The sequence below is a fragment of the Rhodoferax sp. MLSD5-FHT05B10 genome, from assembly GCF_058793415.1.
Window position 1 is genome coordinate 1 of record NZ_JBXAFT010000015.1, and the last position, 14,875, is coordinate 14,875.

A 14,875-nucleotide genomic window follows, 5' to 3' on the forward strand; every position below is an offset into this window, starting at 1 on the left:
CCCCCCCCCCCCCCCCCCCCCCCCCCCCCCCCCCCCCCCCCCCCCCCCCCCCCCCCCCCCCCCCCCCCCCCCCCCCCTTTTCAAGCAGAAGACGGCATACGCGATCAGCAAGCGTCTCGTGGGCTCGGAGATGTGTATAAGAGCCAGTCGTAGGCAGCGCCACTCTGCGGGTCCCAGGCGCGCACGGCCTGCGCTTGGCGGGCAATGGCGAGCGTGTCGCCGCGGGCCGCTGGCCCCGTCAGGGCAGCTTGGGGCCCCAGCGCGGTGATGTTGGCTACGGCATTGCGCAGCAAGGAGGCCCGCAGCGCGGGAATCAGCGCAGTCGGCACGCCGGTGGACTGCCACAGGTCTTCGGCGATGGCTTGCAGCACCGGCAGGAAGTTGGTGGCAAACACGGCGGCGGCGTGGTACAGCAGCTTGTCGGCACTGGCCACATCAAAACACTGGCCACCGATGGCGCCCAGCGCGGGACGCAGCACGGCGCAGGCGCCGGGGTCGCCTTCCAGTGCACAGGGAGTGCCGGGAAACTGGGCCAGCGCCGCAGGAACCGAGGCAAAGCTCAGGATGCAATGCGCGCTGGCCACTTGCCAGCCCCGTGTCGCCAGTGGCGCCAGTGCGTCCGCACCCAGCGCACCGCTGCAATGGAAGGCGATGGCGGGCGGCGCATCGGGGTGCTGGTCGGCCAGCGCCCGGGCCACGGCGGCCACCTGGGCATCGGGCACGGCCAGCATCCAGACCGCTGCCGGGCGCAGGGCGTGCAGCTGGTTCACGGCCCGCCCCGCGCCGATGCAGCCGGTGGCCGCTTGCGCGCTGGACAGCGTGGTGGTCAACACGTCCTGCACGGCAAAGCTGCCGTGCAGGTGCCACAGCCGTGCCAGGGTCTGCCCCACCCGGCCGGCGCCGACAAGGTTCAGGGTGGGGCGGTGCGGGGCAACGGGGTTCATGGCTGGCATCCGGTGTCGTTCCGGTCAGGTGATCTTGAAGACTGTGCGCACGGTTTTTGAGCCCGCCTTTTCCTCAAAAGCGGCCCACTGCTTGATGCCTTTGACCAGCACCTGCGCGCTCACGTCTTTCACCACTTTCTTGTTCTTGCGCTGGGCGGTGAGCCAGTCCTGGATGTGCGGGTAGTACGTGCCTTCCTGCCCGGTGGGGATCAGCAGCTGCTTGCCGGCCACGGTGCCGGCGGCGGTGACGGTGAGTTCGGTTGCGGGCATGGGTTACACCACCAGCGGGTCTTCCTGCATAGCTTCCATCTGTTCTTCCAGCATCTGCACCTGGCCCTGCCAGTAGTCGCTGGAGCCGAACCAGGGGAAGTTGGCGGGAAAGGCGGGGTCGTCCCAGCGGCGGGCCAGCCAGGCGCTGTAGTGGATGAGGCGCAGGGTGCGCAGGGGTTCGATCAGGGCCAGCTCGCGGCGGTCGAAGGCGCGGAACTGTTCGTAGCCGTCCACCAGGGTGCCGAGCTGGCGGGTGCGTTGCGCGCGATCGCCGCTGAGCAGCATCCACAGGTCCTGCACGGCCGGGCCCATGCGGGCGTCGTCCAGGTCTACGAAATGCGGGCCGGGTCCGGCGGCGGGGGCTGCGTCCACCGGCGTCCACAGGATGTTGCCGGGGTGGCAGTCGCCGTGCAGGCGCACACGGGCAATGCCTTCATTTTTGGCATCTTTTTGGCTGCCGGCGCCCGTCAATGTTGCGTGGGTAGCTATTAACTTGATAGCATCCTCGCAGGCCCTGGTCCAGGTGGATTGCACGTCCAGCGGCACCTTGTCGTGCTCCAGCAGCCACTGCAGGGGCTCGGTGCCGAAGGTCTGCAGGTCCAGGGTCGGGCGGCTGGCAAAGGGGCGCGCCGCGCCCACGGTGTGGATGCGCGCCAGAAAGCGGCCAATCCATTCCAGCACCTCATCATCGTCGAGTTCGGGCGGGCGTCCGCCGCGCCGGGGGCTGACGCTGAAGGCGAAGCCGCCGAAGTGGTGCAGCGTGGCCCCCTGCAGGCACAGCGGGCCGACGGCGGGTATCTCGGCGGCCATCAGCTCGGCGGCAAAGTCGTGCTCTTCCTGGATCTGCGCATCGCTCCAGCGCGCGGGCCGGTAGAACTTCGCCACCACGGCGCTGCCGTCTTCCAGCTGCACCTGGTAGACGCGGTTTTCGTACGACGACAGGGCGGTGAGCCGGCCGTCGCCGCGCAGGCCCACGCTGTCGAGCGCGTCCAGCACCGCATCGGGCGTGAGCGTTTCAAACGGGTGGCGCTGGGAAGGGCTTTCTCCAGCCAAAAAAGGGTCACGTTCTTGGGGCATGCCCCGATTGTCGGCCTTAATGCCGGCGGCGTCTGGCCGTGGCGTTCAATCGGACCGCTCAGAAAGGGACATAGTTGGCATCGCGCCGGGCCTTGGCCTTGGCTTTGGCCCGTGCCTTGGCTTCGGCTTCCGCGTCTGCGTCCGAGCCGGAATCCGAGTAGCCGCCCGCTTCGGGCGCGTTGCCGGAGGACGTGTCGCCCAGCAGCTCGAAGGGCAGTGCCTGCTTGACCAGGATGACGGTGCAGGGTGCGCCCATGGCCACCTTGATGGGCACGGTGGTGACAAAGCGCTGGGTCTTCAGGCCGTGGGTGGCCGCGCCGATCACGATCACGCTGGCATGGTTGCCCACTGCATAGTCCAGCAGCGCCTGCGCCACATCGCCCGATTCGAGCACGTGGCAGGAGGTCTGGTGGCCGGGGTAGTCCAGCGGCTGCGCCCACTGGCGCAAGGCGGCCAGGTGGCGCCGGTGCACGCTGGTTTCGCTGTGGCGCTCGTCCGAGGTGCTGCTCAGGCTGGACGGGATGACCGTCACGCAGGCCAGCCGCGCGCCGGGGCGCGTGCCCAGGGAGCGCGCCACGGCCTGGCGCAGGGAGTACAGCGTGGCGTCGCTGGCGTCCTTGTAGGGAACGGCCACCATGACAATGGGCACCTCGTCAATCTGCTGCGACGCCATCGGGCTGGGCTGGTAGTGCATGCCCGCGGCCTTGATCCAGCGTTTGAAGTGGGTGCGAAACCGGGTGCCCGTGATGTTGCGTCCGCGCTCGGTGATCTGCACCTGCTCCGGGTGGGCGAGGTCAAAGGCCAGGTGGGCGGCCGAGGGGTAGCGCTGGGCGGCTTCTGGCTCCAGGCAACGCATCACCACCTCCTGCAGCCACTCGGGTAGCTCGGGGTGCAGCTTGCGGATCGGCACCGGGTCCACCCACAGGCGCTGGCGCAGGCCGGCCGGTGTCTGGGGGGCGCCAAAGGGCAGCCGGTGGGTGCACAGCTGGTAGAGCATGACGCCAATGGCGAAGATGTCGCTGCGCGGGTCGCCGCGCACGCCCACCACCTGCTCGGGGGCAATCCAGGCGGGGGAGCCCACGGCCTTGCGCAACTGTTCGGCCAGCAGGTCGGGGTAATGGGCGTGGCACGAGAGGCCGAAGTCCAGCAGCACGGCGCTGCCGTCGGCGCGCAACAGCACGTTGGCGGGCTTGAGATCCAGGTGCACCGTGTTCTGCTGGTGCAGCGCATGCACGGCGTGGGCCATGGCGGAGCCCAGGCGGGCGATTTCGTCCACGCCGGGCGGGGGATCGGCGTCGATCCAGTGCTCCAGGGTGTGGCCGGTGATGTATTCCATGACCAGGTAGGGCACGCGCTCCAGGTCGCCGGCGGCCACAAAGCGCGGCACATGGGTGCCGTGCAGCACCTGCATGATCTGGCTCTCGACCTCGAAGCTCACGATGTTTTCTGCACCGTCGCCCGCCGTCATGCGCGGGATCTTCATGGCCATGGCAAAGCCGGGGTCGCGCTGGCCGTCGGCGTAGTGCACGCGGTAGATGTGGGCCATGCCCCCGGAGTGGATGCACTCCTCGATGATGAATCCGTCCAGTTCGGTTCCGGGGTCCAGCAGTTTCATCTTCCACTCTCCAGGCGGTCGGCGAAGTAGTCGGGCAAGCCGACACGGCGGATGGCGGCGGCAGCGCCATGGTGATCGTAGGGCACGCGGTGGAACGTCAGCTGCGCGCGCTCGGTGTCGAACAGGGTGTACATAGCCTGGGTGTTGCCGTCGCGCGGCTGCCCCACGGAGCCTACGGTGCCCAGCCACAGGCGGTGCTTGGGCACGGGCACCGCCACGCCGGGCTGGGGGGTGAACAGCATGAGGCTGTCACTGGCGCCGCGGTAGTACAGGGTCTGCATGTGCACGTGGCCACCAAACACATAGCGCACGCCGGGCCAGGCGGCGGCAGCGTCCAGGCTGGCGGCGGCGGCGCGCTGGTCGTACACATAGCGCCAGAGTTCTGGATCGTTGGCGCTGGCGTGGACGAACAGCACGTTGTCGTGCTGCAGGGTCAGCGGCAGCTGGTCGATCCACTCACGCTGGGCGGCGCTGAGCTGGTTGTGCGTCCATGCGGCCGAACTGTCGCCAATGGTCTTGGGCTCGGCCGGCGGTGTGACGGCCATGGCGTCGTGGTTGCCCTTGAGAACCATGGCGCCCTCTTCGGTGAGCAGCATGATGCGCTCCAGCACGGCCACCGGGTCCGCGCCGTAGCCGACCATGTCGCCCAGGAACACAAAGCGCTGGGCGCGCTGGGCGCGGGCGTGCGCCAGGCAGGCGTCCAGGGCCTGCAGGTTGCCGTGAATGTCGGACAGAAGGGCCAGTCTCATCGTGTCTCCGTTGTATTTTTTCGCGTACCGTACCGGCCGGCATGATGCTGTACGCGACTGACGCGAAGTTTGCAAGGCTTGCCCCGCCTCGCGCTTGATACAAGTCAAGTTGTTGCGCAAGCATACCCGGGTACAGTGCCGGCATGCACCGACGCAAACACCACCGATTGATTATTGGCAGACGGGGACTTTTGTACTCGCTGGTCCTGTGCATGCTGATTCTGGGGCTGGGTGGCGTGGGGTTTTGGGCGCTGGAGCCCAGCGCGCTGACCTTCAGCGACGGCCTGTGGCTGGCCTTCACCACGGCGGCCACCGTGGGCTACGGCGACATCATTCCCAGCACGCATGCCTCGCGCATGTTTTCCGTGGTGGTGGTGCTGCTGGGTCTGGCCGTGCTGTCGCTGGTCACGGCGTCGGTGGCGGCCCTGCTGGTGGAAGTGGAAGAGCGCGCCGTCGAGCACGACCTCCTGCAGGAGCTGGGCAACCTGCGCGCCGAAGTGCACCAGCTGCGCCAGGACCTGCACCAGCGTACAGCGGCACCGCCGCCGCCACACGACCCCCCGCGTTGAACCCCGCGCGGCCTAGGGCTGCAGCGACAGCATGTGGCCCAGGCGCGGGTCGCCCCGCCCGCCCAGCACCTGCTGGTAGGCCGTCTGCACGGCGTCGGGGCCGCGGTGCTGCACCACCTGCAGCCACGGGTGCTCGGGGTGCGAGACGGTGGCCACAAAGGCATTCCACGACTGCAGCAGTCGCTCCCCCAGTCCCCGGGAGCCCCACTCCGCGCTGCGTTTCTTGATTTGCGCCGGAGCAAAGAACAGCGTGGCCTTGGGGCCGGGGAGGTCCTTTGCACCGCCCATGTTTTCCACGTGGGTGGCGCCGATGGAACTGCTGAACACCAGCCCGGTGCAATGCGTGTGCAGCGCCTTGCGGAAGGCCGCGTTGCCGGCAAAGTCCACGTAGATGCTGGGCGCGCCGGCGGCTATCTGGTCCAGCTGGTCGTAGGTCAGCACCCGGTGGTAGCAGCCCAGGCTCTCGCAAAACGCCACGTTGCCGGGCGAGGTGAGCCCCACCACTTCCAGCTCCGGGCGTTGCGCCATCTGGAAGGCCGTGCCGTAGGCGGTCTTGCTGGAGGCGCTGGAGAGCAGCATCAGCCCGCGCTGGCCGGGGGTGGCGGTGGCGCCGAAGAAGGCGTTGTCCGCCAGGAAATCGTCGATCAGCCAGGACGTGATGAACAGCGGCCGCAGCAGGGCCTGCACGTCTTCGGTGTCGGCCGTGTAGAAGGGGTCGGTGGCGCAACGCGTGTACTGGTTGTAGACGGGGTGCAGGCCGGCGCGGTGCGGCGCGGCGTCGGAGAACGCCTTGTCCGACAGCTTTTCGGGCGTGAGGTCGACCGACGACGCCATGGGGAAGTAGCCATACAGGCGCTCGCCCACGGCCACCTGCGGGTGGCGGGACTCGGTCACCGTGCCAAAGCCCCAGACCGGAATGTGGCCCCAGGGCACGTCACCCGTGTCGGCCACCGGGAAGAACTGCCAGTACTGCATGGCTTCGCCCATGGCGGCGTAGGTGATGTTGTTGGACGTCAGCGCAAAGGTTTCAATGCCCACGCGGACCTGGCCGTCGGGCAGGGGTGTGGCCGCGCAGGTGCGCAGCAGGGTGCTGGCGAGTTGGTCCTTGCGGACCAGGAATTCGGTGGTGTGCATGGAGGGGGACCATAAAGGAAACGGCCCGTTCCGCCAACCGGAACGGGCCGCCAAGGTGACAGCCGCTGTGGCCGCCGGCACCTGTGCGCGGGATCAGGCGACCGTGAGGGTCACTTCGATGTTGCCGCGGGTGGCGTTGGAGTAGGGGCACACGGCGTGGGCCTTTTGCACCAGCGCTTCAGCAGCGGCGCGCTCCATGCCGGGGATGTGCACCACCAGCTGCACTTCGATGCCGAAGCCCTGGGGAATCTGGCCGATGCCCACGGTGGCGTCGATGCTGGTGTCGGCGGGCAGCACAATCTTCTGCGTGCCGGCCACGAACTTCATGGCGCCGATGAAGCAGGCGCTGTAGCCGGCGGCAAACAGCTGCTCGGGGTTCACGCCGCCGCCAGCGCCGCCCATTTCCTTGGGCACGGCCAGCTTGAGGTCCAGCAGGCCGTCGGAGGTGCGGGTGGTGCCGTCGCGGCCGCCGGTGGATTTGGCGTGGGCTTGGTAAACGACTTTTTCAATTTTGGTGCTCATGGTGGTTCCTTCGGGTGGTGCCGTGCGGTGCACGGCGGGTTGAAAACGGGGTCAGGCCGGCGCGGTCAGGCGTGTGCGCAGGGTCTGCACCTGCTGGGTCAGCCCCATCAGGTCAGATACGGGGTAGCCGCTGGCTTGCACGACGCAGCGCGGAATGCTGGCTGCCTTGGTCTTGAGCTTGCGGCCGTCGGTGGTCAGGTGCACTTCCACCCGCCGCTCGTCTTCGGTCGAGCGCTGGCGCACCAGCCAGCCGGCGGCTTCCATGCGCTTGAGCAGGGGCGTCAGGGTGCCCGAGTCGAGGTAGAGGCGCTCGCCCAGCGCGGACACGCTCAGGCCATCGCGCTCCCACAGCACCAGCATCACCAGGTACTGCGGGTAGGTCAGTTCCAGCGCGTCCAGCAGCGGCTTGTACAGCTTGGTCATGGCCAGCGAGGCGGAGTACAGGGCAAAGCACAGCTGGTTGTCCAGCAGCAGCGCCGGGTTGGTGGAGATGTCAGGGGTTTTGTTGGGCATGGTTGAATTATAGCGCACAATTAAATTGCGCGCAATTGAATTGCAAATAGATACGTCATCCGGGTAAACCGGGGCTTGGCATGCCTGGGGCCATGGGCTAAGGTGCCGTGGCATCTCCACAAGGACACACGGCATGTTTGACTACCTCATCATCGGCGGCGGTTCGGCCGGCTGCGTACTGGCAGCCCGGCTGAGCGAAGACCCCGCCATCAACGTGGCGCTGCTGGAAGCCGGTCCGCCGGACACCAACGTGCTCATCCACTGCCCGGCCGGGCTGGCCGTGCTGGGCAAGAACGGGCAGGCCAACTGGAAGTTCGACACCACGGTGCAGCCCGGCCTCAATGGCCGGCGCGGCTACCAGCCCCGGGGCAAGGTGCTGGGCGGCTCCAGCTCCGTCAACGCCATGATCTACATCCGCGGCCAGCGCGAGGACTACGACCACTGGGCCGCGCAGGGCTGCCCCGGCTGGTCGTATGACGAGGTGCTGCCGTATTTCAAGCGCGCCGAAGACAACGCCCGCGGGGCGGACGCCTTCCACGGCAGCGGCGGCCCCCTGCACGTGATGGACCTGGCCAGCCCCAACCGCCTGGACGCGGCGTTTGTCGAGGCCGGTCGCCAGGCCGGTTATGCGGTCAACCCCGACTTCAATGGCGCCAGCCAGGAGGGCGTGGGCGTCTACCAGGTCACCCACAAGAACGGCGAGCGCTTCAGCGCGGCCAAGGCGTACCTGGCGCCCAACCGCCAGCGCCCCAACCTGCATGTGTTCACTGGCGCGCACGCCACCCGCATCCTGGTGGAGCGCAAGCGGGCCGTGGGCGTGGAGTTTGTCCACGAGGGGCATGTCAAGCAGCTGCGCGCCACGCGTGAAGTGCTGCTGTGCGCCGGCGCCCTGCAGTCGCCCCAGCTGCTGCTGCTGTCGGGCATAGGCCCGCACCCGCACCTGGTGGAACGCGGCATTGCCACCGTGCACGACCTGCCCGGCGTGGGTGAGAACCTGCACGACCATGTGGACGTGGTGCAGGTGGTCAACGCCCCGGCGCTGAAAGAGACGCTGGGCGTGTCACTGGCCGGCGCGGCGCATATCGCCAAGGGAATCTGGGAGTGGCGCCAGCAGCGCACCGGTCCCCTCACCACCAACTTTGCCGAGGCCGGTGGTTTCATCAAGAGCCAGCCGCAGGAGCGCACGCCCGACCTGCAGCTGCACTTCGCCATCGCCAAGATCGTCAACCACGGCCGCACCACGCTGTGGGGCCACGGCTACTCGTGCCACGTGTGCCTGCTGCGCCCGCGCAGCCGCGGTACGCTGCGCCTGGCCAGCAAGGACCCGTTTGATGCACCACTGATCGACCTGAACCTGCTGGGTGATCGCGACGACGTGGAGCGCCTCATGCGCGGTTTCCGCCTCATGCGCCAGTTGCTGCAGCAGCCGGCGCTGGCCACGCTGGGCGGGCGGGAGATGCCGGATTCGGCACAAGCCACCACCGACCTACAGGTGGAGCAGTTCATTCGCGAGCATGCCGACACGGTGTACCACCCGGCCGGCAGCTGCCGTATGGGCAAGGACTCGTTCGCCGTGGTCGACCCCGAACTGCGCGTGCACGGCCTGCAGGGCCTGCGGGTGGTGGACGCCTCCATCATGCCGCGGGTGGTGAGCGGCAACACCAATGCGCCCACCATCATGATTGCCGAGAAGGCGGCCGACCTGATCCGGGAAGCCCGGCGCCAGGACGATGTGCGTTCAGACGCCCTTAAGTTCTGAGGTCCAGAGTACGGGAACAGTCAACATCGACTGGACCCGAGCGAAAGGATTGACCATGAAACCAAACCATGTAACCGTGGTGCTGGGCATAGCAGCAGCCATGGCGGCCATGCCATCACATGCCGAAGACCACCGCAAGGCCATGCGGGACACGGACCGGGGAGCCTCCGGCATGCAAGCGGTCGCCATAGATACGCAGGCCGGGCAGCCGGGCCACGGCTGGCGCTATTTCTCCGATGCCCGCAAGGGCCGGGCCGTCGTGATCAGCCCGGACGGAGACTATTACTACAGCCGCGGAAAAGGCCTCGCCCTGGTGTTCAAGGCCACCGGTGCGGCCTGACCGGCCACCCGAACCGCCGCGCACCTCCGGGGGCGCTGCGGCCCACCGGCCGGGCCCTAAAGCCGGAACCGTTTGCGCGTGAGCGCCAGCGCCACCCAGAACGACACGCCGGTATAGGCCAGCAGCACCAGCGTGTGGCGCAGTACATCCGCGAGCACGCCGACACGGTGTACCACCCGGCCGGCAGCTGCCGCATGGGCAAGGACTCGTTCGCCGTGGTCGACCCCGAACTGCGCGTGCACGGTCTGCAGGGCCTGCGGGTGGTGGACGCCTCCATCATGCCGCGGGTGGTGAGCGGCAACACCAATGCGCCCACCATCATGATTGCCGAGAAGGCGGCCGACCTGATCCGCGCCGCGCAAAAGGCGTGAAGCGGGGTGAATGGGCGCGTTTAAGGTTTTTTTAGCAAGTCCTTAAGCAATATTTAGGAACGCGATCGGGCGTCGATTTTTAGACTTCTTTCCATGGTTGCGCGGTGCATGGGGCACTGCGCCAGCCACCCAACCCCAACGGGTCCGAGACCCGGGAAAGAAGGATTGCATGCGCAACACCGTTCAGGAAAACCAGGCCGTCGCCGCCGTGCCGACCGCCCCCCGCTTTGACATGTACACCGCCATCCACAAGGCCATGCGCGCCATGATGGCCGACACCCTGCTGGCCGTGGGCCGCATGGACCCTACCGATACCGAGGAGGTCACCGCCATCAGCGGTCGGGTGATGGATTTGCTGGACCTCTGCACGGGCCACCTAGAGCACGAGAACACCTTCGTGCACACCGCCATTGAGGCGCGCGCCCCCGGCGCCAGCGAGGCCGTGGCCCACGACCACGTGGAGCATATCGAGCACATCGCAGCCCTCAAGCAAGCCGTGGCCGCCATCTGGGCCAGCCCCGAAGGCCGCTGCCCGCCGGAGGCTGCGTTGTCGTTGTACCGCCAACTGGCCCAGTTTGTGGCCGACAACTTCCACCACATGCACACCGAAGAGACGGCGCACAACGCCATGCTGTGGGCCCGCTATACCGATGCCGAGCTGATCGGCATCCACAACGCCCTGCTGGCATCCATTCCCCCGGCCGAGATGATGTTCACGCTGCGCTGGTTGGTGCCCTACATAAGCCCCGCCGAGCGTGTCGGCCTGCTCGGAGGCATGCGTGAGCACGCGCCGGCACCTGCCTTTGCCGCCGCGCTGGCAACCGTGCAGCCGCACCTGAAGCTGACCGAATGGGCCAAGCTCGCGCTGGCCCTGGGCCTGCCGCCGGCGCCCGGCCCGGTGCAGGCTTGAGGGAGCGACTGCAATGCAACTCGACAGAACGTACCTGGTCTGGGCCCTGAGCTATGCCGTTGGCGGTATGGGACTGGGCATTTACATGGCGGCCTCGCACCAGCACGAGCAGCATGTCACGCACGCCCACCTGCTGCTGTTGGGTTTCGTGGCCTCGCTGGTCTATGGCGTGATCCACAAGCTGTGGCTGCAAGGGCCGGGTCACGGCATTGCCGTGGCGCAGCTCGTGGTGCACCAAATGGGCGTGCTGGCTATGTGCATGGGTCTGTTCTTGCTCTATGGCGGCTTTGCCAGTGGCGCGGTACTGGAGCCACTTCTCGGCGTGGCGTCCATCGCCGTATTGCTGGGTGCCGTGCTGATGCTGCGCATGGTGCTCACCAGCCGCCGCGGCGCCTGGGCCTGAGCGCTGGCGCTCAGGCGACTTCCTGCAGTTCCAAGGGACGCTGCACCGCCAGGCAAAAGCGCCCGCGCCCGGTTTTCTCGATGCGGATCCAGGGGCCGCGCTCGACCAGGCGGCGCTGCAGCAGCACCAACCGGGCCTCTAGGTTGTCGGTCACGTCCGGCAGACCCAGCTCGGGTGCCAGGCGCAGCTCGCGGTTGGTGAATTCGGTGCGCCCGAGACGGGTGAAGTCCTGCACCAGCTTCCAGAAGATGGCGCCGGCCACGCCCTTGATCAGGTAGTCGTCGCCAATGAAGACGCTGTCGTTCGTGGCGAAATGACGGATCTGCAAGGTCTGGCCCCCCGTGGGGGCTGGCACGCTGTCCGAGGGCTCGGGGTCGGATTGCTCCGGGTTGGCCTGCATCAGATCGATGCTGGCGCCCAGGTGCCCGGCCACGGCCACCAGCACGTCCTCGTCCTCGAAGTTGAACTGCAGGTCGTTCGGGCTCTCCACGAACAGCACACCCAGCAGGCGGCCGGTCGACAGAATGGGCACGGCCAACTGGCTGTGCGGTGCGTCCAGGCCTGGCCAGGGGATGTCCATGTCCAGGGTCAGGTCGGCGCTGCCCTCTTGCAAGCTGCTGCGGATGGCGGCGCTGTACTGGTAGGCGTTGGTCATGTGCATGATGCGCACCGGCGTGCGCTCGCGCGCGGCCATGCCGATGACGCCCTGGCCCATGTCGATTTCGGAACCCACACCGGAGGTGGCGTAGCCGCAGCTGGCCACCGTGTACAGGCGCTGGGTGACCGGGTCCAGCATCAGCACCATGGCGTGGCGCACGTCCAGGCAGTCGGCCAGCGCCCCCAGCGTGGCGTTGAGCAGTTCATCGAGTGCGGTGCAGCGCGCGAGCCGCTCGCTGACCTGGCGCACCGCATTGAGCAGGCCGCAGCGCGGTGGCGCGGCGGGCAGGTGGTCGCCCTCCAGGGCTTCGATGGATTGCACCTCGTACACGTCCGAGCCACGCAGGCGAAACACATTGGCCATGCCGGTATGGGAGGCGATGCCGGCGAGCTGGGCCTTCATGCTCTCGAACAGCGGGCCATCCTCTTCGGTGCGCAGGTAGCGGATGTGGATGCGGAAGAACTGCGCCGTCACCGGATGCAACACCAGCAGATTGGCATAGGGGTTGACCAGGATGTTCTGCCGCGTCTTGTTGAGAAACTGGAAGGACAGCGCCAGGTGGCGCTCGTCGATGTAGAACACCTGCGAGATGTAGGCCACATTGGGCACACCGTCCTGTGTGCAGGTGGCCATGATGGTGGGGATGGCGCCCTCCAGGCAGGAGCGGATGGCGCCCAGCGTCGGCGCGTTCATGGTGCGCTCCCTGTGGGCTGCGCAGCTCCAATGCGGGCGCCGGCGCGGCTGCCGGGCGTCTGGTCGAACGCCTCAGCGGGTGCAAATTGCACGGCCACCACGTCATCCACCGTGTAGGCCAGCATGGCGCGGGTGAAATGCGGCTCCACGCCCACGGTCTTCAGCTCCTTCTCCATCGCCACCAGATAGCGGTCTAACAGAGGGCGGTCGGCTTCGGTCATGGGGCGCGTGTGCACCCGGTCGGCCTTGACCTGCAGTGTGCGGTGGCTGGAGGGCTGGCTGAAGACCACGGCAATGCGCCCGGTAGTGGCCAGGTTCTGCAGCAGCTGGCGGGACTGGCGCCGCGCCAGAAACACGGTCACCAGGGACCCGTCCGCGTTGATGGTGCTGCCCACCGCGCGCATCAGGCTGGGGCGCAAGGCCGCATCGCAGGCGCTGGCGATGGTCGACACGCCACCGACCACCATGGCGATCCAATCCGGCGCGAGCAGGGAGGACGTTGCACTCATGCGGCGGGATTGTAGGGGCGCTTGGGCTATAGGCGAAACCGCTTGCGCGTCAGGGCCAGCGCCACCCAGAACGACACGCCGGTATAGGCCAGCAGCACCAGCGTATGGCGCAGCACGTGGGTGGGCCACTGGTCCATGAACAGCGGGCGCACCAGCGCCACGGCGCTGGACAGGGGCAGCCAGTCGGCCACCAGGCGCACGGCCTGCGGCAGCTGTTCCAGCGGGAAGAACACGCCGCTGAGGAACATCATGGGCGTGAGAAACAGCGTGAAGTAGTAGGTGAAGAAGTCGTAGCCCGTGGCCAGCGCGTTGAAGATCAGCGCGATGCAGCTGAAGGTGATGCCCACGCCCAGCAGGATGGGCCAGGCCACCAGCAGCTTCGGGCTGTGGCTGATGTTCAGCGCCAGCATCACGCCCAGGATGGCGGTCACGGTGAACAGCGACTTGAAGGCCGCCCACAGCATCTCGGCCAGCACGATGTCGTCCAGCCCCACCGGCGCGTTCATGATGCCGTCCCAGGTTTTTTGCACGTGCATGCGCGAGAAGGCAGAGTACAGCGCCTCGAACGACGCCGCCTGCATGGCGCTCATGCAGATGGAGCCGCTGGCCAGGAACAGGATGTAGGGCACCTGCACGGCGGCGCCGGTCGGGCCGGCCACGGTGATCTGCCCCACCAGCGCGCCCATGCCGTAGCCAAAGGCCACCAGCCACATCAGTGGCTCGGCAATGTTGCCCACCAGGCTGGGGATGGCCAGCTTGCGCCACACCAGCAGGTTGCGCAGAAACACGGGCCAGAAGCGCAGCGAGAGCTGCGGGGCGCGCCATGGCGTGGGCGGTTTTTTGGATTGAAACGGGCCTGCAAGCGCCGTGGAATCTGCGTGGACAGCTCTGTTATTCATAGCATCAACCTTCTTCCCGGATCTGACGGCCGGTGAGCTTGAGGAACAGATCCTCCAGGTTCGCCGGCCGGTGCAGCGTTCGCAGCTGCGGGTGCGCGTGCAGGGCCTGCAGCAGGGCGGCGGCGTTGCCGGTGTAGAAGAACACGGTCTCGCCGCTGACTTCCACGCGCGCCGCCATGGCCCGCAGGGGTGACTCCAGCAGCGCCAGGGCGCCCACGCCGTAGACCTCCACCACGTCGGGCTCCAGGTGCTGGGCGATCAGGTCGCGTGGTCGGCCTTCGGCAATCTTGCGGCCGTGGTCCAGCACCAGCAGGCGGTGGCACAGGCGCTCGGCCTCGTCCATGAAGTGGGTGGTCAGCAGAATGGACTTGCCCTGCTGCAGCAGCAGCTGCAGGCGCTCCCACATCAGGTGGCGGGCCTGCGGGTCCAGTCCGGTGGTGGGCTCGTCGAGCATCAGCAGGCGTGGGTCGTTGACCAGGGCGCGCGCCAGCGAGAGACGCCGCTTCATGCCGCCCGACAGCTCACCCGGCTTGGCGCCGGCCTTGCTGCTGAGCGAGGCAAATTCCAGCAGTTGCGGGATGCGGGCCTTAATCTGCGCGTCCTTCAGACCGAAGTAGCGGCCGTAGACCAGCAAGTTTTCGGCGCACGTGAAGTCCGGGTCCAGCGTGTCCATCTGGCTCACCACGCCCAGCTGCGCCTTGATGGCCAGCGCGTCGTGCGGCATGTGCAGGCCCAGGGCCTGGATGCTGCCGCCGTCCGGGGTGGTCAGCCCCAGGCACATGCGGATGGTGGTGGTCTTGCCCGCGCCGTTGGGGCCGATCACGCCCAGGCATTCGCCGGCGGCAATGCTGAAAGACAGGTCGTCGACGACTGTGGTGTCGCCATAGCGCTTGTGCAGATGCTGCGCGTGAAAAAGTTCGGATGGCATGCGGGCCATTGT

General features: G+C 67.5%; 17 protein-coding genes and 1 pseudogene. 6 read left to right on the plus strand and 12 right to left on the minus strand.

Going from position 1 to position 14,875, the window contains the following annotated elements:
• Nucleotides 1-104 precede the first annotated feature (104 nt).
• The 5 genes from AC1Q5W_RS16160 to AC1Q5W_RS16180 are packed head-to-tail and all read right to left on the minus strand — an operon-like array spanning nucleotide 105 to nucleotide 4,655.
• Entirely contained in the window at nucleotides 105-944 is an 840-nt protein-coding gene (locus AC1Q5W_RS16160) for a Rossmann-like and DUF2520 domain-containing protein (RefSeq protein ID WP_492704263.1), read from the minus strand.
• A 24-nt stretch (nucleotides 945-968) separates the two neighbouring features.
• Nucleotides 969-1,214, minus strand: a complete 246-nt coding sequence (locus AC1Q5W_RS16165; RefSeq protein WP_492644306.1) for a hypothetical protein — start codon at nucleotides 1,212-1,214, stop codon at nucleotides 969-971.
• A 3-nt stretch (nucleotides 1,215-1,217) separates the two neighbouring features.
• Nucleotides 1,218-2,291 carry a serine/threonine protein kinase gene (locus tag AC1Q5W_RS16170; protein ID WP_492644305.1) on the minus strand — a complete coding sequence of 358 codons (1,074 nt, stop codon included), beginning with the start codon at nucleotides 2,289-2,291 and terminating at the stop codon, nucleotides 1,218-1,220.
• A gap of 58 nt (nucleotides 2,292-2,349) precedes the next feature.
• Nucleotides 2,350-3,906 carry a serine/threonine protein kinase gene (locus tag AC1Q5W_RS16175; protein ID WP_492644304.1) on the minus strand — a complete coding sequence of 519 codons (1,557 nt, stop codon included), beginning with the start codon at nucleotides 3,904-3,906 and terminating at the stop codon, nucleotides 2,350-2,352.
• A complete protein-coding gene (locus AC1Q5W_RS16180; RefSeq protein ID WP_492644303.1) occupies nucleotides 3,903-4,655 on the minus strand; it encodes a metallophosphoesterase family protein in 753 nt (250 codons plus the stop codon). Before AC1Q5W_RS16180 ends, AC1Q5W_RS16175 begins: the two co-directional genes overlap by 4 nt.
• Nucleotides 4,656-4,846: 191 nt before the next feature.
• On the opposite strand from AC1Q5W_RS16180, the gene AC1Q5W_RS16185 reads away from it, so the two are divergent.
• Entirely contained in the window at nucleotides 4,847-5,224 is a 378-nt protein-coding gene (locus AC1Q5W_RS16185) for a potassium channel family protein (protein ID WP_492644302.1), read from the plus strand.
• A gap of 12 nt (nucleotides 5,225-5,236) precedes the next feature.
• On the opposite strand, the gene AC1Q5W_RS16190 is transcribed toward AC1Q5W_RS16185, so the two are convergent.
• The 3 genes from AC1Q5W_RS16190 to AC1Q5W_RS16200 all read right to left on the minus strand — a co-directional run bounded on the left by AC1Q5W_RS16190 (nucleotide 5,237) and on the right by AC1Q5W_RS16200 (nucleotide 7,393).
• A complete protein-coding gene (locus tag AC1Q5W_RS16190; RefSeq protein ID WP_492644301.1) occupies nucleotides 5,237-6,358 on the minus strand; it encodes a DUF2855 family protein in 1,122 nt (373 codons plus the stop codon).
• A gap of 93 nt (nucleotides 6,359-6,451) precedes the next feature.
• Nucleotides 6,452-6,880: an organic hydroperoxide resistance protein gene (locus AC1Q5W_RS16195; protein WP_492644300.1), complete on the minus strand. Its 429-nt coding sequence runs from the start codon at nucleotides 6,878-6,880 to the stop codon at nucleotides 6,452-6,454.
• 51 nt (nucleotides 6,881-6,931) lie between these two features.
• Nucleotides 6,932-7,393 (minus strand): MarR family winged helix-turn-helix transcriptional regulator, encoded by a 462-nt coding sequence (locus AC1Q5W_RS16200; RefSeq protein WP_492644299.1) that lies wholly within the window; start codon nucleotides 7,391-7,393, stop codon nucleotides 6,932-6,934.
• Between the two features lie 133 nt (nucleotides 7,394-7,526).
• Here AC1Q5W_RS16200 and AC1Q5W_RS16205 point away from each other — a divergent pair, with 133 nt between their 5' ends.
• The 5 genes and pseudogenes from AC1Q5W_RS16205 (at nucleotide 7,527) to AC1Q5W_RS16225 (ending at nucleotide 11,176) form a co-directional block, all read left to right on the plus strand.
• A complete protein-coding gene (locus AC1Q5W_RS16205) occupies nucleotides 7,527-9,152 on the plus strand; it encodes a GMC family oxidoreductase (RefSeq protein WP_492644298.1) in 1,626 nt (541 codons plus the stop codon).
• A gap of 55 nt (nucleotides 9,153-9,207) precedes the next feature.
• Nucleotides 9,208-9,492: a hypothetical protein gene (locus tag AC1Q5W_RS16210; RefSeq protein ID WP_492644297.1), complete on the plus strand. Its 285-nt coding sequence runs from the start codon at nucleotides 9,208-9,210 to the stop codon at nucleotides 9,490-9,492.
• 74 nt (nucleotides 9,493-9,566) lie between these two features.
• Nucleotides 9,567-9,863: pseudogene (locus AC1Q5W_RS16215) on the plus strand (GMC oxidoreductase); the annotation flags it as partial.
• Between the two features lie 169 nt (nucleotides 9,864-10,032).
• Nucleotides 10,033-10,773 carry a hemerythrin domain-containing protein gene (locus AC1Q5W_RS16220; protein WP_492644296.1) on the plus strand — a complete coding sequence of 247 codons (741 nt, stop codon included), beginning with the start codon at nucleotides 10,033-10,035 and terminating at the stop codon, nucleotides 10,771-10,773.
• A 13-nt stretch (nucleotides 10,774-10,786) separates the two neighbouring features.
• On the plus strand, nucleotides 10,787-11,176 hold the full coding sequence (locus tag AC1Q5W_RS16225; RefSeq protein ID WP_492644295.1) for a hypothetical protein: 390 nt from the start codon (nucleotides 10,787-10,789) through the stop codon (nucleotides 11,174-11,176).
• A 10-nt stretch (nucleotides 11,177-11,186) separates the two neighbouring features.
• Here AC1Q5W_RS16225 and AC1Q5W_RS16230 read toward each other — a convergent pair whose 3' ends face one another.
• From AC1Q5W_RS16230 to AC1Q5W_RS16245, 4 genes are read right to left on the minus strand one after another with little or no spacing between them, the layout of a single operon-like run.
• Nucleotides 11,187-12,527, minus strand: a complete 1,341-nt coding sequence (locus AC1Q5W_RS16230) for a GAF domain-containing protein (RefSeq protein WP_492644294.1) — start codon at nucleotides 12,525-12,527, stop codon at nucleotides 11,187-11,189.
• The gene (locus tag AC1Q5W_RS16235; protein ID WP_492644293.1) at nucleotides 12,524-13,036 is read right to left on the minus strand and encodes a hypothetical protein; all 513 of its coding nucleotides are present in this window, start codon (nucleotides 13,034-13,036) and stop codon (nucleotides 12,524-12,526) included. The genes AC1Q5W_RS16230 and AC1Q5W_RS16235 overlap by 4 nt, the downstream gene beginning before the upstream one ends.
• 26 nt (nucleotides 13,037-13,062) lie before the next feature.
• The gene (locus AC1Q5W_RS16240; RefSeq protein WP_492644292.1) at nucleotides 13,063-13,935 is read right to left on the minus strand and encodes an ABC transporter permease; all 873 of its coding nucleotides are present in this window, start codon (nucleotides 13,933-13,935) and stop codon (nucleotides 13,063-13,065) included.
• 4 nt (nucleotides 13,936-13,939) lie between these two features.
• A complete protein-coding gene (locus AC1Q5W_RS16245) occupies nucleotides 13,940-14,872 on the minus strand; it encodes an ATP-binding cassette domain-containing protein (protein WP_492644291.1) in 933 nt (310 codons plus the stop codon).
• Nucleotides 14,873-14,875: the final 3 nt, after the last annotated feature.